Below are 20705 nucleotides of genomic sequence, written 5' to 3'. Positions count from 1 at the left end.
CTGCATGCCACAAAGTCATCACGGTAACGACGGGCAGACAATCAAGGGGCGCCAAAGACCCCACCGGCAAATAGTCAGGTTTCATACAGGCCTCGTTTTTACTGACAAAGCGATCCGGCGCGTGAGCGAGCAGACATCCCCCCAGATGGCGCGCGCAGCTGGTCCCGCCCTTACTCCAAAGGGCATGAGACGGCGGGTTGAGTAGTGGCAGCTAACTCAATCCGCCGTTTCTACATTTAGCGACACATTTGGGGCGGGCGGAAAGGATCACGGTGGACCTGGGTTTCACAGGCCAGTTTCAGTCGAAAGTGGATGGGAAGGGGCGCATGTCCATCCCGGCTAAATTTCGGCGCGTGATCGAAGCCGGTGATCCCGAATGGTCCCCAGACAAACCGATGCAGGCCAAGATCCTGTTCGGAAACCATCTGGGCGAAAGCCTGCAGATCATGACGATGAACGATTTCAACATTCGGATGGCAAAAATCATCGCCATGCCTGACAACAACCCCAACAAATCAAAGCTGCGCCGCCTGATGATCGGGTTTTCGGACGAATTGACCATCGACAAGGACGGTCGCGTTGTCATGCCGTTGGCGTTCCGCAAGAAAATGGGCGTCGTCGAAGGCGAGTTGAAATTCATGGGCCTTGGCGATTTTTTCCAGATCTGGAAGCTTGAAAACTTCGAAGCCAGCGTGAACGACGATCTGGACGAATGGATCGCCGAACAGGGCGACGATTTCGACCCGATGAGCCTGGTCGAATAGGGCGCGGAAATGTCAGGTCCGGACGCACCCCATATTCCCGTTCTGATCAACGCGATCATCGATGGCTGTGCGCCGATCACCGGTGTCTGGCTGGATGGCACGTTCGGCGCGGGCGGCTATACCCGCCGCCTGCTGGATGCGGGCGCTGATCGCGTGATCGCCGTTGACCGCGACCCGCTGGCGTTCGACATGGCGCAGGACTGGATCGGGGATTATGGCGACCGGATCGTGCCGGTTGCAGGCACGTTTTCGCAGATGGACAGCTATGCGCAGGATCTGGACGGCGTGGTGCTGGATCTGGGTGTGTCGTCCATGCAGCTTGACCTGCCGGAACGTGGGTTTTCGTTCATGCGTGACGGACCGCTGGACATGCGGATGTCGCAGGCGGGCACCTCTGCCGCGGATATAGTCAACACCGCCGACGAAACCGAATTGGCCGACATTATCTATCTTTATGGTGAAGAACGCGCCAGCCGCCGGATTGCGCGGACGATTGTCGCCGCGCGTCCGGTGACGACAACGTTGCAACTGGCCAAGATCGTCGAAAGCTGCCTGCCACGTGCCAAACCTAACCAATCGCACCCGGCAACACGGACGTTTCAGGCGCTGCGGATCGCGGTGAACGACGAATATGGCGAACTGGCCGACGGGCTGATGGCCGCTGAACGGGCCTTGCGGCCCGGTGGCAAATTGGCCGTGGTGACGTTCCATTCCGTCGAAGACAGGATGGCAAAACGGTTCATTCAAGCGCGGAGCGGCACGACCGCCAACGCCAACCGCTATGCCCCCGCATTGGATGAAATCACCCCGGCCTTTACACAAAAGACCCGCAAGGCGATTGCCGCCGACCCGGACGAAGTCGCGGCCAACCCACGCGCCCGGTCCGCCAAATTGCGGATCGCCACCCGTACCGACGCCCCCGCCGCCGACATCGCGCGGCGTGATCTGGGCATGCCACTCAGGACGACCGACCAATGATGCGTTTCGTGATGTATGTCGCCGCTGCCGTCGCGGTCATGGGGCTTGGGTTTTGGGCCTATCAGGAAAACTACCGCACGCAGACCGCGATCAAGGATGTGCGCCTTTTGCACGCGCAGATTGGCGATGCCCACGAACGTCTGGGTATGCTGCGCGCCGAATGGGCGTATCTGAACCGGCCCGACCGGCTGGTCGATCTGGCAGAGCTGAACTTTGACAGGCTGGGGCTGCTGCCACTGTCGCCCGACAGCTTTGGCGATCCGCGCTATATCGTCTATCCGATCCCCGATATTCTGCCGATCACGGATCCCATCGATATCAATTCCATCGGCCCATCGGACGAAGAGGACCCGCTGTGATCCGCACCCCACTGCGCCCGCTGGCCCGTATCCTCAAAGCGCGCGAAACGGGCGAAGACCCGTCCGCGATTGAAAAAGAAAACCTGCGCCTGCGTCACGAAGCATTGGCCGATCGCAGCCGTGCCCGCGCAGAATCGCGCCTGTTGCTGCTGGGCGCGGCTTTTGCGTTGGCGTTCGGCACCATCGGGGTGCGGATGTCCACGCTGGCCGCATCGGTGCCCGAAGAACCGCGTGTCGCCGCCAGCGGCAACCCGATCATCGGGCAGCGTGCCGATATCGTCGATCGCAACGGCCGCATCCTTGCGACCAACCTTGCGACGCATGCACTGTATGCCCAGCCGCATCAGATGATCGAACCCGCGCGTGCGGCGGCGGAACTGGCAGCGATTTTCCCCGATCTGGATGAAGAACGCCTGCTAAAGGACTTTACAGGAAGCCGAAAATTTGTCTGGGTCCGCAGGCAGATTTCACCTGAACAGATGCAGCAAGTGCATGATATCGGGTCGCCCGGCCTGCTGTTCGGCCCGCGTGAAATGCGGCTTTACCCCAATGGGCCGATTGCGGCGCATGTGCTGGGCGGTGCGTCCTATGGCCGTGAAGGCGTATCGAGCGCCGAAGTCATCGGTGTCGCGGGCATCGAGCACCGGTTTGACAATCTGCTGCGCGACCCCGCCAACGAAGGTGCGCCGCTGCAACTGTCGCTTGATCTGACGGTGCAGGCCGCCGCAGAGGAAGTGTTGGCAGGTGGCATGATGCTGCTGAACGCCAAGGGTGCGGCATCCATCATCATGGATATTCATACCGGTGAAATCATCTCGCTTGCGTCATTGCCGGATTTCGATCCGAACAACCGCCCGCCGGCGCTGACCACAGGTGACCAGTCTGATAGTCCGCTGTTCAATCGCGCGGTGCAGGGCGTCTATGAACTGGGATCGACGTTCAAGATTTTCGCCATCGCCCAAGCGATGGAAATGGGCCTGATCAACCCGATGACGATGGTCGACACCAAGGGGCCGCTGTCGTTTGGCCGCCAGCGCATCCGGGATTTTCACCGCATGGACCCGGTCATGACCGCGACCGACGTGATCGTCGAGTCGTCCAACGTGGGCACGGCGCGGGTCGCTTTGCAGATCGGTGGCGTGCGGCAAAAGGAATTTCTGGCGAAATTGGGCCTGACCGAACCCACCCAGATCGAATTGACAGAAGCGCCATCAGGCCGACCTCTGCTGCCGCCCCGCTGGGGCGAGGTGAACACAGCGACGATTTCCTTTGGTCACGGCTTGTCCAGCTCTCCGCTTCATCTGGCGCAGGCTTATGCGACCGTTGTGAATGGCGGCACAAAGGTGACGCCGACGCTGCTGAAACGTGAGACACCGCAGGTTGGCCCGCGGGTGATCCGCGAAGATACGTCAGAACGTGCGGTTGATATGCTGCGGCAGGTCGTGACTCGCGGCACCGCATCCATGGGCGAGGTCGCAGGATACGAGGTGGCCGGCAAAACCGGAACCGCCGACAAACCGCTGACGAACGGCGGCGGCTATTACGATGACAAGACAATCACGACCTTTGCATCCGTCTTTCCCGCGTCCGGCCCCAAATACGTGGTCATCGTGACGCTGGATGAAGCGGTCGAATCCTCTGGCGATGAACCACGCCGGACTGCGGGTTGGACGGCGGTGCCCGTGGCCGCCGAAATGATCCGTCGCGTCGCACCGCTGCTGGGCATGAGACCACTGATTGAACCTTTGGCACAGGCTAGTGTAACACTCACCTCGAACTGACGCGCGCCGGAGATACGCCATGTCCGAGATCAAAACCTTGCTGGACCTTGGTCTGCACGCGCGCGGTGGTCGCAATCCGCGAATCCTTGGGGTCGAAACGGACAGCCGGGCCGTCCGGCGCGGTTATTTATTCGCGGCATTGCCCGGCACCAGCGTTCACGGTGCAAGCTTTATTCCCTTGGCGCTGGAACAGGGCGCGGCGGCGATCCTGACCGATACCGCCGGTGCGGAACTGGCCGCCGACGTGCTGGCTGACACCAATGCCGCGCTGGTCATCGCGCAGGAACCGCGTCAGGCGTTGGCGCAGACCGCGTCCCTGTGGTTCGGCCCCCATCCAGAGGTCATGGTCGCCGTCACCGGCACCAACGGTAAAACATCCGTGGCGACCTTTACCCGGCAGATCTGGGAAATCCTTGGCTATGCGGGAATCAACATCGGCACCACCGGCGTCGAAGGCGCGTGGACCGCGCCGTTGCACCACACCACACCGGATCCCGTGACGTTGCACCGCATTCTGGCAGAGGCCGAAGAAGACGGTGTGACCCATGCCGCGATGGAAGCATCCTCTCATGGGTTGGATCAGCGCCGGATGGACGGCGTCATGGTCGCGGCGGCGGGGTTTACGAACTTCACCCAGGACCATCTGGACTATCACGAAACGTTTGAGGCCTATTTCGAAGCGAAAATGGGGCTGTTTACCCGCATTTTGGCCGACGACGGCGTGGCGGTGGTCAATCTTGACGATCCGCGCGGGCCAGAGGTTGCCAGTCTGTGCACGACACGTGGGATTGAAGTGATCGGGGTCGGCCGTCATGCCGATGCGCGGTTGCGGATCGTGGCGCAGCGATTCGACGATACCGGACAGGATTTGCAGCTTTTGTGGCAGGATCGGCCATTTCGCGCCCGGCTGAACCTGATCGGCGGCTTTCAGGCCGATAATGTCGTTGTCGCCTGTGGGCTGGCCATCGCGGCGGGCGCACTGCCCGGTGATGTCTTTGCCGCGCTGGAAAAATTGACGACGGTGCGCGGACGGATGCAACTCGTTGCCACCCGCGAAAACGGCGCGCCGGTCTTTGTCGATTACGCGCATACACCCGATGCGGTGCAGACAGCGCTGCGGGCGATGCGTCCGCATGTGATGGGTCGGATCGTTGTGATCGTGGGCGCGGGCGGGGACCGTGACAAGGGCAAGCGGCCCCTGATGGGGCAGGCGGCTGCAGCCAACGCCGATCTGGTCGTGGTGACCGATGACAACCCCCGGTCCGAACGGCCCGCCGATATCCGCGCTGCAGTTTTGTCCGGTGCAATGGCCGAAAACGCCGCAGAGGTCATAGAGGTCGGCGACCGCGCCGAAGCGATCCTGCGTGGCATCGACGCGCTGGGGCCGGGTGACGCGCTGCTGATCGCGGGCAAGGGACACGAGTCGGGCCAGATTGTTGGCGATACAGTGCTGCCATTTGACGATGCCGAACAGGCCAGCGTTGCTGTCGCTGCACTGGAGGGACGGATTTGACCCCGCTGTGGACCAGCGCCGATGCGGTGACGGCAACCAAGGGTGAAACAACGACCGACTGGCAGGCGACAGGTGTGTCGATTGATACGCGCACGGTGCAGCCCGGTGATTTGTTTGTGGCCCTGACGGCTGCCCGTGACGGCCACGATTTCGTCGCACAAGCGCTGGAAAAAGGCGCCGCCGCCGCGCTTGTGTCACATCGACCTGCGGATGTTGCGGCTGATGCACCGCTTTTGATCGTGGATGATGTGCTGGCGGGGCTGGCTGATCTGGCCCGCTTTGCGCGCGCCCGGACGCGCGCCCGGATCGTTGCCGTCACAGGGTCGGTCGGCAAGACATCGACAAAGGAAATGCTGCGGTCTGCCTTGGCAATGCAAGGCCGCACCCACGCGGCAGAAGCGTCCTACAACAACCACTGGGGCGTGCCCCTGACGCTGGCGCGGATGCCTGTGGACACGCAATATGCGATCATCGAAATCGGCATGAACCATCCCGGCGAAATTGCACCGCTGTCGCGGCTGACCCGCCCGCATGTGGTGATGGTCACAACCGTTGCGCCCGCCCATCTGGAAGCCTTTGAAAACCTGTCCGGCATCGCCCGCGAAAAGGCGTCGATTGTCACCGGGCTGGATGGGGATGGTGTCGCTGTGCTGAACGCCGACTTGGATACATCGTACATTCTGACCGATATTGCCCGCGATGCAGGCGCGCAAATTGTTACTTTTGGAACATCGGGCGAATGGGCATTGGGTAAAGTGCGGATCACCGACAGCGTCACGACTATAGCGATACAGCACGACGGGACCGAATACCTGTGCAAGCTGTCGGTGCCGGGCAGGCATTTTGCGATGAACGCCGTCGCCGTGCTGGCAGCGGCCGACGCGTTGGGGGCAGACCCTGTGCAGTCTGCCGTCAACCTGTCACGGTGGCAGCCGCCGCAGGGCCGTGGCACCCGCGAACGCGTGGTTCTGGACCCGCTGGAAGACGGGATCACGCTGGATCTGATCGATGATGCGTTCAACGCCAACCCGACATCCATGGACGCCGCACTGGAAGTGCTTGCCGCCAGCCTGCCGCGTGATGATGTGGGCCGCACCCGTCGTGGTCGCCGCATCGCGATCCTGGGCGATATGCTGGAACTGGGGCCGGATGAAATGGCGATGCACGCGGGTCTGGCCGACAGTGCGCATCTGGGAACGGTGAATGTCATCCATTGTGCAGGGCCACGGATGCGGGCGCTGTTCGACGCGCTGCCCGCCGAACTGCGGGGGCATTGGGCACCCGACGCCGATGATCTGGCCGCCACAGTCAGAAGTCTGGTCGATGCCGGCGATGTCGTGCTGGTCAAAGGGTCCAAAGGATCGCACGTCTCGCGTGTCGTTGACGCCATCAGGAAACTCGGGCATCGCTGACGCGCGGTCCAGCAAGGGAACCACAACATGCTATACTGGCTTACCGAGCTGTCGGACGGCGGTGATTTTTTCAACCTGTTTCGTTACATTACTTTCCGCGCCGGCGGGGCGTTCATGACGGCGCTGGTGTTTGGTTTCCTGTTCGGTCTGCCGCTGATCAATGTCTTGCGCCGCACCCAAGGCAAGGGGCAGCCGATCCGCAGCGACGGACCAGAAGGCCATTTTATCAAGGCAGGCACCCCCACGATGGGGGGGCTTCTGATTGTGGGTGCGCTGACCACATCGACCCTGCTGTGGGCGCGCTGGGACAATCCCTATATCTGGATGGTCCTGTTTGTGACCTTGGGCTTTGCCGCCATCGGATTTGCTGACGATTACGCAAAGGTCAGCAAACAGAAATCCGACGGTGTGCCGGGCAAGGTGCGACTGGGGCTTGGTTTTTTGATCGCGCTGCTGGCGACGCTGTGGGCGTCTTATTTCCACCCCATCGATCTGCAATATCAACTGGCGGTCCCTGTGTTCAAAGATGTCTTGCTGAACCTTGGAATTTTCTTTGTGCCCTTTGCGATGATTGTCATTGTGGGGGCCGCGAATGCGGTCAATCTGACCGACGGTCTGGACGGCCTTGCGATCATGCCCGCGATGATCGCGGCGGCGACATTCGGGATCATCGCCTATTTCGTGGGGCGCGTGGATTTCGCAGAAAGCCTGGGCCTGCATTATGTCGTCGATTCAGGTGAAATCCTGATCTTTTGCGCGGGGCTTGTGGGCGGCGGCCTTGGGTTTTTGTGGTATAACGCACCGCCAGCCGCCGTGTTCATGGGCGATACCGGATCGCTGGCCTTGGGTGGTGCGTTGGGCGCCATCGCCGTAGCGACTAAGCATGAAATCGTGCTGGCTATCGTCGGCGGCCTGTTCGTGGTCGAGGCGCTATCGGTCATCGTGCAGGTCCTGTATTTCAAACGGACCGGCAAGCGCGTGTTCCTGATGGCCCCGATCCACCATCATTATGAAAAAAAGGGCTGGGCCGAACCGCAGATCGTGATCCGCTTCTGGATCATCGCGCTGATCCTTGCGATGATCGGGTTGGCGACGCTAAAGGTGCGGTGAAGTGGCATCGCCCATTTGCCGGATTGAAACACCTTTTGCTTGCAAACGCCCGGCGGTATCCGGTTTGAAACCCAAGCCTGCCACATCTGACATAAGGCCGTTCCCATGATCCCTGTCCAAGGTTTTGCCGGTCAATCCGTCGCTGTTCTGGGCCTTGGCCGGTCTGGTCTTGCCACGGCGCGGGCGTTGCGGGATGGCGGTGCGCATCCCGTCGTCTGGGACGACAGCCCGCGTGCCCGCGACATCGCAGAGGCAGAGGTGCTCGTGCTGCGGGACCTGACCAGACCGGGTGCGTTCGACGGGATCGCGGCGCTGATCGTCAGCCCCGGCATTCCGCACCTGTATCCCGCCCCAAACCCAGTGATCGCCGCCGCGTGGGACGCGGGCGTGCCGGTTGACAACGACATCGGCCTGTTCTTTCGCTCTTTCGCCACCGATGACTGGGACGGGTTCGATACCCGCCCGCGCGTGATCGCGGTGACGGGTAGCAACGGAAAATCCACCACCTCTGCGCTGATCCATCATATTCTGGCGGAAAACGGGCGTCCGACGCAGCTTGCCGGTAACATCGGGCGTGGGGTGCTGGACATCGACCCCGCCCACGACGGCGAAGTCGTGGTGCTGGAATTGTCATCCTACCAGACCGAACTGGCGCGGCATCTGACGCCCGACGTGGCCGTGCTGACGAATATCAGCCCTGATCATCTGGACCGTCACGCCGGGCAGGGTGGCTATTTCGCGGCCAAACGCCGCCTGTTTTCCGAAGGCGGCCCGGACCGCGCCATCATCGGCGTGGACGAGGACGAAGGCCGTTATCTCGCCAACCAATTGGTCAATGCCCTGTCCGACGACCGCCTGATCCGGGTATCGGTCACCCGCAAGCTGGGTGACGGCTGGACGGTCTGCGCCAAAAAAGGGTTTCTGGTTGAACATCGGCGCGGCAAGCAGGTGGCATCCATCGACCTGCGTGACATCACCGGCCTGCCGGGCGTGCATAACCATCAAAACGCCTGCTGCGCCTATGCCGCAGTGCGGACGCTGGGACTGGGACCGCGCGGGATCGAAGCGGCGATGCGCAGCTACCCCGGTCTGCCGCACAGGTCGCAGATCGTGGCCGAACGTGACGGCGTGACATTCGTGAACGACAGCAAGGCCACCAACGTCGACGCGGCGGCCAAGGCGTTGCAGGCATTTCCGCGCATCCGCTGGATATGCGGTGGCCTGCAAAAAGAGGGCGGTCTGGACGGGTTGCTACCACATCTGGGGACGGTCGCCCGCGCCTATGTCATCGGACGCGAGGCCGAGGATTTCGCCCGCCAGTTGGGTGGCGTCGACGCGGCGATTTGCGGCACGATGGATGTGGCTGTTGCACAGGCCGTGGCGGATGCCGAACCGGGCGACGTGGTGCTGCTGGCACCGGCCTGTGCGTCGTTCGATCAATACGACAGTTTTGCCGCGCGAGGTGATGATTTTACCGATCAGGTCCGCAGCGCATTGGCCTAACACCCGGCGGCAATGGCCGTGCCTGCGGCCCAGCCCGATGACCACGCCCATTGGAAATTGTAACCGCCCAGCCATCCTGTGACGTCGACCGCCTCGCCAATGGCGAACAGGCCCGGCACGGTTTTCGCTTCCATCGTGGCGGAATTCAGCGCGTCGGTGTCGATGCCGCCCAATGTCACCTCTGCGGTGCGGTAGCCCTCTGATCCGGCCGGGGTCAGTTGCCAGTGATGCAGACGGTCTGCAATTTGGGCCAGTTTGGCATCCGACAAATCAGCCAAGTTCGATTTGGGCAAGTCATCATCCAGATATACAACCAATCGGGCCGGTAGATGTTGCGAAAGGACAGTCGTCAATGACCGACGACCTGCGGTCTGGCGCGCGGTTTTCAGCAGATCGAACAGCGATGCGTCCGGTGACAGGTCGAGCGTGATGGTCTCACCCTCTGTCCAGTAGCTTGACGCCTGCAGCACGGCTGGCCCGGATAGCCCGCGATGGGTGAAAAGTGCGGCTTCCGTGAATGCGGGACCATTTGCCGATATGCGACTGGGCAGTGCGATGCCCGCCAGCGGTTTGAAGGTGTCGCCAAACGTCAGCGGCACCAGTCCGGGGCGGGGCGTGACCAGCGGCAGGCCGAACTGTTCCGCAATGCGATACGCAAGGCCCGTCGCGCCCATCTTCGGGATGGATTTACCGCCCGTGGCAAGGATCAGGTGATGGGCGGTCACGACCGTGCTGCGCCCGTCACGGGTCAGGGTCACACGGAACTCGCCATCATGCGTGACGCTGTCGATGCTGGTCTGCAGCCACATCTGTGCGCCAGCCCGGTCCATTTCGGCCCGCAAAAGTGCCACGATCTGTCGCGCGCTATCGTCGCAAAACAACTGGCCCAGCGTTTTTTCATGCCATGCAATCCCGTGGCTGTTCACAAGGTCGATGAAATCCCATTGCGTATAGCGCGACAGGGCCGATTTCATGAAATGCGGATTGCCCGAGATGAAATTGGCGGGTTCCGCATAAAGATTGGTGAAATTGCAGCGTCCGCCGCCAGAAATGCGGATCTTTTCCCCCGGTGCGCGGGCATGATCCACGACCAGCGTGGACGGCCCCGCATGGGCGGCCGCCATCATGCCGGCAGCCCCGGCGCCAAGGATCAGCGTATTGACTTGCATGCCGACGGGATTCGCCTGAAACGTCCGCGGTTGCAAGACCCCGCCGTGTGGGCAGGGTGCGTCAATTAGAAGTAGAATCGGTCCGGCTTTCGGTTTAGGCTGGCAATCAGACCCGGACAAAACCGGGCGAAGATAGGCAATTCGGGCGGAATTTGCATGACCGAGATGGTGTACGGCGCGCCGCGCGTGGTGACGGGTGATCCCGTTTTGCCGCGCTGGTGGCGGACGATCGACAAGTGGACAATGTGCTGCATTCTGGTGCTTTTCGCCATTGGCATGCTGCTCGGACTGGCCGCATCGCCCCCTTTGGCTGCGAAAAACGGATTGCCCCCGTTCTATTACGTGACGCGTCAGGCGTTTTTCGGTGGCATGGCGATTGCTGTCATGTTCGGCTTTTCGCTGATGACGCCGGTGATGGTGCGCCGTCTTGCGGTCATTGGGTTTGCATTTGCCTTTGCCGCGCTGGCCCTGCTCCCGATATTCGGCACTGATTTCGGCAAGGGTGCGACCCGCTGGTATTCGCTGGGCTTTGCTTCGGTGCAGCCGTCGGAATTTCTTAAACCCGGCTTCGTCGTGATCTCTGCTTGGATGATGGCCGCAGCGCTTAGCGTCGGCGGGCCGCCGGGCCGGATGTACAGCTTTGTCCTGACGATCCTGATCGTGGCCCTGCTGGCCTTGCAACCCGATTTCGGTCAGGCCTGCCTTGTGTTGTTCGCATGGGGTGTGATGTATTTCGTGGCCGGTGCGCCGATGGTGTTGCTGCTGTCGCTGGCGGCCTGCGTCGTGGGCGTTGGGTTTTTTGCCTACAACAGTTCCGAACACTTCGCCCGTCGCATCAATGGCTTTTTGTCACCCGAGGTCGACCCGACAACGCAGCTGGGTTACGCGACAAACGCCATCCGCGAAGGTGGCTTTTTTGGCGTGGGCGTTGGCGAGGGGCAGGTGAAATGGTCCCTGCCTGACGCGCATACAGACTTTATCATCGCCGTCGCCGCCGAAGAATATGGTCTGATCTGCGTCGTTGCCATTATCATCCTTTATGCCGTGATCGTGGTGCGTAGCCTGTCGCGGCTGATGCGCGAACGCGACCCGTTCATCCGGCTGGCGGGCACGGGGTTGGCCTGTGCGTTCGGCGTGCAGGCGATGATCAACATGGGTGTGGCCGTGCGGCTGCTGCCTGCCAAGGGGATGACCCTGCCGTTCGTCAGCTACGGCGGGTCGTCACTGATTGCGACGGGCATCGCGGTCGGCATGCTGCTGGCCCTCACCCGCAGTCGTCCACAAGGCGAAATCGGTGACATTCTGATGCGGCGGATGGGACGTTGAGCCGGCTTTTGATGATCGCTGCGGGTGGCACCGGCGGTCATATGTTCCCCGCTCAGGCACTGGCAGAGGCGATGCTGGATCGCGGCTGGCGGGTGAAACTGTCGACGGACGCGCGCGGCGCGCGCTACGCGGGCGGGTTTCCGGATGCGGTTGCTGTCGATCAGGTGGCGTCCGCCACCTTTGCCCGAGGCGGTGTGCTGTCCAAGGCCGTGGTGCCCGCGAAAATCGCGGCCGGTGCGGTGCAGGCCATCCTGAAGATGCGGCGCGACCGCCCGGCGGCTGTCGTTGGGTTCGGCGGCTATCCTGCCATTCCAGCGATGACGGCGGCGACTGCACTGCGGATTCCGCGCATGATCCACGAACAAAACGGCGTGCTGGGCCGGGTGAACCAATTATTCGCCAGCCGCGTCGATGCCGTGGCCTGCGGGACATGGCCCACCAAACTGCCTGCAGGTGTCAAAGGCATCCACACCGGTAACCCGGTGCGGCAGGCGATCATGGACCGCGCGTGTGCCGGATATATCCCGCCGGGTGATTACCCGATGTCGGTGCTGGTGATCGGCGGCTCGCAGGGGGCGCGTATCCTGTCCGATGTGGTGCCTGCCGCCATCGCCGCACTGCCCGATGCGGTGCGCCGCAACATCCGCGTCTTTCAGCAGGCCCGCGAAGAAGACGTGAAGCGTGTCGATGCGTTTTACGCCGCGCGCGGCATCGCGGCGCAGGTCCAGACCTTTTTCCACGACATCCCCACCCTGATGGCAGAAGCGCAGCTCGTCATTGCCCGATCCGGTGCCAGCACTGTCGCGGACCTTAGCGTGATCGGGCGGCCCGCGATCTTTGTCCCGCTGGCCAGTGCGATCCGCGACGAACAATCCGCCAATGCGCGCCAGATGGTCGATGCGGGTGCCGCGATCCTGATGCCCGAAAGCAAATTCACCGCCGACGCGTTGGCAGAACATATGGAAACCGTCCTGCTGCATCCCACCGGGGCAGGGCAAATGGCCCGCGCGGCCTTGTCCTGCGGGACACCGGACGCTACGGAACGGCTGGCCGCGCTGGTCGAAACACTGGCAGGAGCACAGACATGATGGACGGGAGTTTACAGCTTATGGCACCGACGAAATTGCCACTGGACGTGGGCGCGATCCATTTTGTCGGGATCGGCGGGATCGGCATGTCCGGCATCGCAGAGGTGCTGATGAACCACGGCTATACCGTGCAGGGGTCCGATTTGAAGGCCACCCCGATCACCAAACGGCTGCAAGAGCTGGGCGCCACCGTCTTTGTCGGGCAAAAGGCCGAAAATCTGGCGGACGCGCAGGTCATCGTGATCTCATCGGCGATCAAACCGGGCAACCCCGAACTGGACGCCGCGCGCGCGCGCGGTTTGCCGGTGGTGCGCCGGGCGGAAATGCTGGCTGAACTGATGCGTCTGAAATCCAACGTCGCGGTCGCGGGCACGCATGGCAAGACGACGACCACCACGATGGTCGCCGCCCTGCTGGACGAAGGCGGGATCGACCCGACCGTGATCAACGGCGGTATCATCCACGCCTACGGGTCCAATGCCCGCATGGGGCAGGGCGAATGGATGGTCGTCGAAGCGGACGAAAGCGACGGCACGTTCAACCGTCTGCCAGCCACCATCGCCATCGTCACCAATATCGACCCCGAACACATGGATCACTGGGGCACGATCGAAAACCTGCGGCAGGGGTTTCTGGATTTCGTGTCGAACATCCCGTTCTACGGGCTGGCCGTGTGCTGCACCGACAACCCAGAGGTCCAAAGCCTTGTGGGCAAGATCACCGACCGCCGCGTCGTGACATTCGGGTTCAACGCACAGGCCGACGTCCGGGCGATCAACCTGACCTATCAGGCGGGCCGCGCACATTTCGACATCGCCCTGCGCGCCGAAGACGATGTCATCACAGGCTGCGTGCTGCCCATGCCGGGCGATCATAACGTATCGAACGCATTGTCCGCCGTCGCCGTCGCCCGCCATCTGGGCATGACAAAGGACGGTATCCGCAAGGCCCTTGCGGCATTCGGCGGCGTCAACCGCCGCTTTACCCTTGTCGGAGAGGTGGGCGGCATCACCATCATCGACGACTACGGCCACCATCCCGTCGAAATCACGGCCGTCCTGAAAGCCGCCCGTCAGGCGACCGAAGGCCGCGTGATCGCCGTGCACCAGCCGCACCGGTTCAGCCGCCTGTCGCATCATTTCGACGAATTCTGCGCCTGTTTCAATGACGCCGATGTGGTGGGGATATCCGACGTCTATGCGGCGGGTGAAGACCCGATCCCCGGCGCATCCCGCGACGATCTGGTCGCAGGCCTGATCCGCCACGGCCACCGCCACGCCCGCACCGTCGCATCCGAAGAAGACCTTGAACGGCTCGTACGCGAACAGGCCGTCCCCGGCGACATGGTCGTCTGTCTGGGCGCCGGCACAATTTCCGCCTGGGCTTACGGCCTGAAAGACCGACTGGCAGGCTAGGGCGGTGGACATCGCCCAGGTTCAGGATGAGGAGAGCCTAAAGCGGTATCTGGACGCGCTGCCGGAAGATGACGCCGTAGAGGCTGTCAAGCGAATTTTGTCGCGAACATCGGCCCGTTATTTGCCGATGATCGCAATTGAGTTTGCTGAGAATCAGCATTTGAGAGCGTCGGGTGCGACAGCAGTTCCGTTTTTTGGTGCTGTTGCTACGTCGCTGGTAGCAAATGATATAAAAAATAAACGAACCCTCGAAAGCTCTGCGTATGCAGTGGCATCTGTAGCGACTGCTGTTGCCGAGCAAACAGCAACCTATTCATCGTTTTTTCAGTCAGGCCGGTATGGTAATTCAGGATTCTTTGTTGCTGCCTATGCGCCAATGGCTTGTTTTACTTCCACAGCAAAACAAGCCATTCCGTATGCAATAAATGCGCTAAATTCGTTGGTGCCGAATAGGAAGTGGAGTGAAGTAAACACAGATTTATTGGCCAAGTCGGGGGATCCCGTCTGGTATGCCAAAATGTCTGGAGAATATCGAAAATCTTGGGAGCATGTTCAGGATGTGTTTGAGAATGACCCCTCCGCCGATTGGTCATTCTGGATCGCCTGGTACGAGCGCGTCCTGTCGGGCCGTGATTTTCTAGCGGCAGATATGGCCGAGGTACTAAGCACACTGGGCAAGGACGACTGGGACAAAGGCCCCGCACATATCAATCCGATGTTTGACGGGGTGCTGGGGCTGTATCGGGCGCAGGATGCTGACCAGATCATTGCTGCGACCCCGCTGGGTGAAGACGTCACCTACGACGAAGAAAATGCCGTCCTCGTGCTGCGCGCGACCGATACGATTGAGCAGGATTATCTAGTCGACGTACTTGGTCAGATCTCCAGTGCCTGTCGCTTGTTCGAATCCAGTGATGTGGCACGCAACAGTTTCCCTCTCACTACCGAATTGCGCATCTTGGACGAGGCGCAAACCATTCACCGGGATCGGCCTGTCCTGATCCTGAAGGACGTGAGCCGCGTTTTGACGCGTTTGGCAAAGAAAATCGCGATAGGCGACTGTCCTTCTGCTGATCAGGATGCAGAAATCGGTGACTTTCAAGAGATTCTCGAAAATGTGCAGTTGGACCTGATCGGTCTGAGCCCAGAGATCAGAGCATACTATCAAGCGACCCGTCCCGCTGTACCAGAGGGCGATGTGTCTCTGATTGCCGAAGGCGCGCGCGCCATTGCGCAATCAGGCGATGAAGCACTTGCCGAAGCACTTACGACCGAAGCTGCTATTATCGAAGATACCGAAGAAGATGAAGTTGCACGTCGCAACGCGCTCTATCGCATCGCCGGCCTTACTGCACGATGCTATCGCGCAGTAAGGGTCACGCTTAAAGAAACTGCGTCTGTAGTGAAGGATTTTGCGGTAATTGGAGGGGCCTATGGTGCAGTGGTCTACTTTTCAGGCCCAGCCTTTCGCACTCTTTTGGAAATCTTTTTCCGGAGCTTTCCATGACCCCCTCCCTCATCATCGCGGCGCTTTGGGTCATTGCGGCGACCGTCACCGCTTTCCTCCCCATGCGACACCAATATGTGCCGGGGGTGGCGCTGTTGCTGGTGGCTCCCGTCCTGATCGTCTGGCTGGGGGTTGATCTGGGGTGGCTGGTGGCGGGACTTGCCGTGCTGGCGTTCGTGTCGATGTTCCGCAATCCGTTGCGTTACCTCTTCGCACGGGCGCGGGGGCAGACCCCGGAGGTGCCACGATGAGCGTGCCTGTCATCCTTGCACTGCTGTGGCTGATCGCGGCCAATGTCGTGGCGATGTTTCCGTCGCGCGACAATCACTGGCGGTTCGCCTATGTGATGATCGCGCTGGGCATTCCCTTGCTGGGCTGGGTCACCTATGTCAGTGGCCCGGTGATCGGGCTGGTTTTCATGGCAGCGGGCGGGTCCGTCCTGCGCTGGCCGATCATTTATCTGGGGCGCTGGTTGCGTCACCGCAAAACGCAGGAGCCTGCTGAATGACGACCGCTTTGCCCGATGTGCGCGGCACCCTGACGCTGGACCGTCCGCTGGACAGCCTGACGTGGCTGCGTGTCGGCGGCCCTGCGGATGTGCTGTTCCAGCCTGCGGATGTCGATGATCTGGCTGCTTTTCTGGCGGCCCTCGATCCGGCGGTGCCTGTCTTTGCGATGGGTGTCGGGTCCAACCTGATCGTGCGTGATGGCGGCGTGCGTGGCGTGGTGATCCGGTTGGGGCGCGGGTTCAACGATATTGTGGTCGCGGGCGATACGGTGACGGCGGGGGCCGCCGCGCTGGACGCCCATGTTGCGCGCCGCGCGGCCGATGCGGGCGTGGACCTGACGTTCCTGCGGACCATTCCCGGCAGTATCGGCGGGGCCGTGCGGATGAACGCGGGCTGCTACGGGTCCTATGTGGCCGATGTGCTGGTCAGCGCCGATGTGGTGCTACGCGATGGCCGCCGGGTGACGCTGGACGGCGCCGAACTGCAACTGGCCTACCGGTCCAGCACACTGCCCGATGGTGCGGTGCTGGTGTCCGCCGTGCTGCGTGGTCCGCTGGGCGATCCCGGCGCATTGGCGCAGCGCATGGCCGACCAGCTGGCCAAACGCGATGCAACCCAACCGACCAAGGACCGGACGGCGGGCAGCACATTCCGCAATCCAGTCGGGCACTCGTCAACGGGACGTGACGATGATACGCACGAGATGAAGGCATGGAAGGTGATCGAGGGCGCCGGAATGCGGGGCGCCACGCTGGGCGGGGCGGTCATGAACTTGATGCATGCTAACTTTTTGACCAATGCGGGTGGTGCAACCGCTGCTGACCTCGAAGATTTGGGCGAAATGGTCAGAAAAAGGGTTTACGCCGAATCGGGCGTCACACTAGAGTGGGAAATCATGCGGGTCGGCGAACGCACCCTGCATGAAGCCACGGAATAATCCCCGAAAACGGGGCGGCCCCAGGCAAGGGCCAATGATAATGACGGGTCGCAAAGACCCGCAAGCGAGGCGGTTAGGGCATGTCAGAAGTGGCACCCTCCAAGGTTGTCGTCGTGATGGGCGGCCCATCGGCAGAGCGTGAAGTCTCTTTGTCCACGGGCCACGAATGCGCGCAGGCACTCAGAGAGGCAGGATTCGAAGTCATCGAACTGGACGCGGGCCGTGATCTGGCCACGCGCCTGACCGATGTTGCGCCTGACGTTGTGTTCAACGCACTGCATGGCCGCTGGGGCGAAGACGGCTGTATTCAGGGCCTGCTGGAATGGATGCGGATTCCGTATACACATTCGGGCGTGCTGGCGTCGGCGCTGACGCTGGACAAGCAACGAACCAAAGCCGCCTATATCGACGCAGGCCTGCCGGTCGTGCCCAGTCTGATTGCCCGTGCGGCGGACGTACGCGCCGGTCACGTCATGGTGCCGCCCTATGTGGTCAAGCCCAACAACGAAGGGTCGAGCGTCGGGATCTACCTTGTGCATGACGCCGCTGACGGCCCGCCCCAATTGGCTGACACCATGCCGGACAGCGTATTGGTCGAAGCCTTTGCACCGGGACGTGAGCTGACCGTGACCGTGCTGGGCAACCGCGCGCTGACCGTCACCGATATCCTGACCGACGGCTGGTACGATTACACGGCGAAATACACCGAAGGCGGGTCGCGTCATGTGATCCCCGCCGATCTGCCGCCCAACATCTTTGACGCCTGCATGGATTATGCGCTGAAGGCACATTTATTGTTGGGCTGCCGCGGCATCAGCCGGACCGATTTCCGATGGGACGAAAGTCGTGGGCTGGCGGGCCTGATCCTGCTGGAAACCAACACGCAGCCGGGCATGACACCCACGTCGCTCGCGCCTGAACAGGCCGCACACGTCGGCATCGACTTTCCATCACTTTGCCGCACCTTGGTAGAAGACGCCTCATGCGACAGATGACGCGACCGATCCGCGATCCGGCCCCGTCGAAATGGGGCTACCGCTGGCAGCGCTGGATGCTGACGCCCGGCGTGCGCACGGGCCTGCGGGTCGGTGTGCCGATGGCCACTGTGGCACTTGTTGCGGGGCTTTGGTCGCTGAACGATGCGAACCGCGCGTTGCTGACCGACCGGGTCGCGCAACTGACGGAAGCCTTTCATCAACGCCCCCAGTTCATGGTGTCAGAGCTGTCGATCACAGGTGCGGACGAAACATTGGCAGACAGCGTGACCAAGGTTGCGAATGTCACCTTTCCGGTGTCGTCGTTCGATCTGGATCTGGCCGGATTGCGGACGCGGATTGCGGCGCTGGACAGCGTTGCCGATGCGCGCGTGCGGGTCGGTGACGCGGGTGCGCTGGAAATCGCCGTGACGCCACGGGTGCCGGTGGCGCTGTGGCGCACGCCCGAAGGGTTGCGGATGATTGATGCAGACGGCGTGTTTGCCGGGGCAGTGACGTCGCGTAGTGACCGGCTGGATCTGCCATTGATCGCAGGGCAGGGCGCGCAGGGCCATATCGCAGAGGCACTGACACTGTTTCGCAGCGCGGGACCGATCGCAGAGCGGATGCGCGGTTTGGTGCGTGTGGGTGACCGACGTTGGGACATGGTGCTGGATCGTGACCAGCGCATTCTGCTGCCCGCCGACGGTCCGGTGAGTGCGCTGGACAGAGTGATTGCGCTGAACGAAGCGCAGGACGTGTTGGATCGCGATGTCGCCGTCGTCGACATGCGGGTGCCGCAGCGCCCGACACTGCGTCTGGCACAAGAGGCAGTAATCGCAACGCGCAACGCAAGCGCGGCAGGTAGAGTTCAGAGGATGGGGCAGTAATGCGGGATTTATACGAAACGCAACGGGCGATGCGGAACGTGCGCAAAGCGGCGATGCAGAGGGGCGTCATCGCCATTCTGGACGTCGGCACATCCAAGATCGCGTGCCTTGTGCTGCGCTTCGACGGACCCGATCGGCTGGGCGATAATGACGGTGTCGGATCATTGGCGGGGCAATCGCGGTTTCGGGTGATTGGTGCCGCGACCACGCGGTCGCGCGGCGTCCGTTTCGGTGAAATCGACGCGATGCAGGAAACCGAACGCGCCATCCGCACCGCCGTGCAAGCTGCGCAGAAAATGGCCGAAGTGCGCGTCGATCATGTCATCGCCTGCTTTGCCGGTGCGCGGCCCCGGTCCTATGGTCTGGATGGCAGTGTCGAGGTTGCGGAAAACATCGTGACGGAAAATGACATTGGCCGCGTGCTGGCGGCCTGTGACATGCCGGATTTCGGTGATGACCGCGACGTCTTGCACGCCCAGCCTGTCAATTTCGCGCTGGATCACCGCAGCGGTCTGGGCGACCCGCGCGGCCAGATGGGCCAGACGCTGACCACTGACCTGCATCTGCTGACCGTGGACGCAACGGCGATCCGCAACCTCTTTTTCTGTATCAAGCGGTGCGATCTGGAACTGGCTGGCATCGCCTCTTCGGCATATGTGTCTGGCGTGTCGAGTCTGGTGGAAGACGAACAGGAACTGGGGGCGGCCTGTATCGACATGGGCGGCGGGTCCACCAGCCTGTCGGTTTTCATGAAAAAGCATATGATTTATTCCGATGCGGTCCGCATGGGCGGCGATCATGTGACGGGCGATATTTCCATGGGCCTGCAGGTGCCGATGCAGACCGCCGAACGGATCAAGACGTTCTACGGTGGCGTTGTCGCAACTGGTATGGACGACCGCGAGATGATCGAGATCGGTGGCGATACCGGGGACTGGGAACGCGACCGCCGCACCGTCAGCCGGGCGGAACTGATCGGCATTATGCGCCCCCGGATCGAGGAAATTCTGGAAGAGGTCCGCGCGCGTCTGGACGCGGCTGGATTTGAACATCTTCCCAGCCAACAAATCGTTCTGACCGGTGGCGGCAGCCAGATTCCGGGGCTGGACGGGCTTGCGGCGAAAATTCTGGGTCAACAGGTGCGATTGGGTCGCCCCCTGCGCGTGCAGGGTCTGCCACAGGCCGCGACGGGGCCTGCGTTTTCATCGTCTGTCGGTCTGGCGCTCTTTGCCGCCCATCCGCAGGACGAATGGTGGGATTTTGACGTGCCCGCCGACACTTATCCGGCGCGATCACTGAAAAGGGCCGTCAAGTGGTTCAAAGACAATTGGTGAGTCTATATTTGGCACGACTCGCCATATCGTGAAAAACTGTGCGGAATCATGCCACATTTTGTGGTGAGATTGTGGTTTTCGGGTGACGCGTCTGCGTGAAGGCGTTAGGATTGCGATAATTAGTCGAATTATGCCC

19 protein-coding genes are annotated in these 20705 nt (G+C 61.7%); 18 read left to right on the top strand and 1 reads right to left on the bottom strand.

All coding sequences use genetic code 11. The annotated features are described in order from the left end of the window. Positions 1-326 precede the first annotated feature (326 nt). The 8 genes from GZH79_RS16175 (at position 327) to murD (ending at position 9420) form a co-directional block, all read left to right on the top strand. On the top strand, positions 327-764 hold the full coding sequence (locus GZH79_RS16175; RefSeq protein WP_249219239.1) for a cell division/cell wall cluster transcriptional repressor MraZ: 438 nt from the start codon (positions 327-329) through the stop codon (positions 762-764). A 9-nt stretch (positions 765-773) separates the two neighbouring features. Continuing rightward, positions 774-1742 (top strand): 16S rRNA (cytosine(1402)-N(4))-methyltransferase RsmH, encoded by a 969-nt coding sequence (gene rsmH, locus GZH79_RS16170; protein WP_211644783.1) that lies wholly within the window; start codon positions 774-776, stop codon positions 1740-1742. Next, entirely contained in the window at positions 1742-2101 is a 360-nt protein-coding gene (locus GZH79_RS16165) for a cell division protein FtsL (RefSeq protein WP_211645053.1), read from the top strand. The genes rsmH and GZH79_RS16165 overlap by 1 nt, the downstream gene beginning before the upstream one ends. Further along, the gene (locus tag GZH79_RS16160; RefSeq protein WP_211644782.1) at positions 2098-3882 is read left to right on the top strand and encodes a penicillin-binding protein 2; all 1785 of its coding nucleotides are present in this window, start codon (positions 2098-2100) and stop codon (positions 3880-3882) included. Before GZH79_RS16165 ends, GZH79_RS16160 begins: the two co-directional genes overlap by 4 nt. A gap of 19 nt (positions 3883-3901) precedes the next feature. Continuing rightward, the gene (locus GZH79_RS16155) at positions 3902-5395 is read left to right on the top strand and encodes a UDP-N-acetylmuramoyl-L-alanyl-D-glutamate--2,6-diaminopimelate ligase (protein ID WP_211644781.1); all 1494 of its coding nucleotides are present in this window, start codon (positions 3902-3904) and stop codon (positions 5393-5395) included. After that, positions 5392-6807 carry a UDP-N-acetylmuramoyl-tripeptide--D-alanyl-D-alanine ligase gene (gene murF, locus GZH79_RS16150; protein WP_211644780.1) on the top strand — a complete coding sequence of 472 codons (1416 nt, stop codon included), beginning with the start codon at positions 5392-5394 and terminating at the stop codon, positions 6805-6807. The genes GZH79_RS16155 and murF overlap by 4 nt, the downstream gene beginning before the upstream one ends. A 27-nt stretch (positions 6808-6834) precedes the next feature. After that, positions 6835-7917 (top strand): phospho-N-acetylmuramoyl-pentapeptide-transferase, encoded by a 1083-nt coding sequence (gene mraY, locus GZH79_RS16145; protein ID WP_211644779.1) that lies wholly within the window; start codon positions 6835-6837, stop codon positions 7915-7917. Positions 7918-8022: 105 nt separating this feature from the next. Then, positions 8023-9420, top strand: coding sequence for a UDP-N-acetylmuramoyl-L-alanine--D-glutamate ligase (gene murD / locus GZH79_RS16140; protein WP_211644778.1), 1398 nt, complete (start codon positions 8023-8025; stop codon positions 9418-9420). On the opposite strand, the gene GZH79_RS16135 is transcribed toward murD, so the two are convergent. Further along, positions 9417-10589, bottom strand: a complete 1173-nt coding sequence (locus GZH79_RS16135) for an NAD(P)/FAD-dependent oxidoreductase (protein ID WP_211644777.1) — start codon at positions 10587-10589, stop codon at positions 9417-9419. The two genes, murD and GZH79_RS16135, sit on opposite strands and share 4 nt — an antisense overlap. A 156-nt stretch (positions 10590-10745) precedes the next feature. Here GZH79_RS16135 and ftsW point away from each other — a divergent pair, with 156 nt between their 5' ends. The 10 genes from ftsW to ftsA all read left to right on the top strand — a co-directional run bounded on the left by ftsW (position 10746) and on the right by ftsA (position 20569). Beyond that, entirely contained in the window at positions 10746-11915 is a 1170-nt protein-coding gene (gene ftsW, locus GZH79_RS16130; RefSeq protein ID WP_211644776.1) for a putative lipid II flippase FtsW, read from the top strand. A gap of 11 nt (positions 11916-11926) precedes the next feature. Further along, positions 11927-13003, top strand: a complete 1077-nt coding sequence (locus tag GZH79_RS16125) for a UDP-N-acetylglucosamine--N-acetylmuramyl-(pentapeptide) pyrophosphoryl-undecaprenol N-acetylglucosamine transferase (RefSeq protein WP_211645052.1) — start codon at positions 11927-11929, stop codon at positions 13001-13003. Next, positions 13003-14418, top strand: a complete 1416-nt coding sequence (murC, locus tag GZH79_RS16120) for a UDP-N-acetylmuramate--L-alanine ligase (RefSeq protein ID WP_211645051.1) — start codon at positions 13003-13005, stop codon at positions 14416-14418. The genes GZH79_RS16125 and murC overlap by 1 nt, the downstream gene beginning before the upstream one ends. A gap of 4 nt (positions 14419-14422) precedes the next feature. Next, the gene (locus GZH79_RS16115) at positions 14423-15925 is read left to right on the top strand and encodes a hypothetical protein (protein ID WP_211644775.1); all 1503 of its coding nucleotides are present in this window, start codon (positions 14423-14425) and stop codon (positions 15923-15925) included. After that, positions 15922-16176 carry a DUF2484 family protein gene (locus GZH79_RS16110; RefSeq protein ID WP_211644774.1) on the top strand — a complete coding sequence of 85 codons (255 nt, stop codon included), beginning with the start codon at positions 15922-15924 and terminating at the stop codon, positions 16174-16176. Before GZH79_RS16115 ends, GZH79_RS16110 begins: the two co-directional genes overlap by 4 nt. Beyond that, on the top strand, positions 16173-16433 hold the full coding sequence (locus GZH79_RS16105; protein ID WP_211644773.1) for a DUF2484 family protein: 261 nt from the start codon (positions 16173-16175) through the stop codon (positions 16431-16433). Before GZH79_RS16110 ends, GZH79_RS16105 begins: the two co-directional genes overlap by 4 nt. Beyond that, positions 16430-17371: a UDP-N-acetylmuramate dehydrogenase gene (gene murB, locus GZH79_RS16100; protein ID WP_211644772.1), complete on the top strand. Its 942-nt coding sequence runs from the start codon at positions 16430-16432 to the stop codon at positions 17369-17371. The genes GZH79_RS16105 and murB overlap by 4 nt, the downstream gene beginning before the upstream one ends. Before the next feature lie 116 nt (positions 17372-17487). Beyond that, positions 17488-18366 carry a D-alanine--D-alanine ligase gene (locus GZH79_RS16095; protein WP_249219263.1) on the top strand — a complete coding sequence of 293 codons (879 nt, stop codon included), beginning with the start codon at positions 17488-17490 and terminating at the stop codon, positions 18364-18366. After that, positions 18354-19235 (top strand): cell division protein FtsQ/DivIB, encoded by an 882-nt coding sequence (locus GZH79_RS16090; protein ID WP_249219238.1) that lies wholly within the window; start codon positions 18354-18356, stop codon positions 19233-19235. Before GZH79_RS16095 ends, GZH79_RS16090 begins: the two co-directional genes overlap by 13 nt. Further along, a complete protein-coding gene (ftsA, locus tag GZH79_RS16085; protein WP_211644770.1) occupies positions 19235-20569 on the top strand; it encodes a cell division protein FtsA in 1335 nt (444 codons plus the stop codon). Before GZH79_RS16090 ends, ftsA begins: the two co-directional genes overlap by 1 nt. Positions 20570-20705: the final 136 nt, after the last annotated feature.

The sequence above is a fragment of the Loktanella sp. SALINAS62 genome, assembly GCF_018263905.1.
Taxonomy (GTDB): Bacteria; Pseudomonadota; Alphaproteobacteria; order Rhodobacterales; family Rhodobacteraceae; genus Loktanella.
Note: the sequence above shows the minus strand (reverse complement) of the source record. Positions and strands in the feature narration are given on the sequence as shown.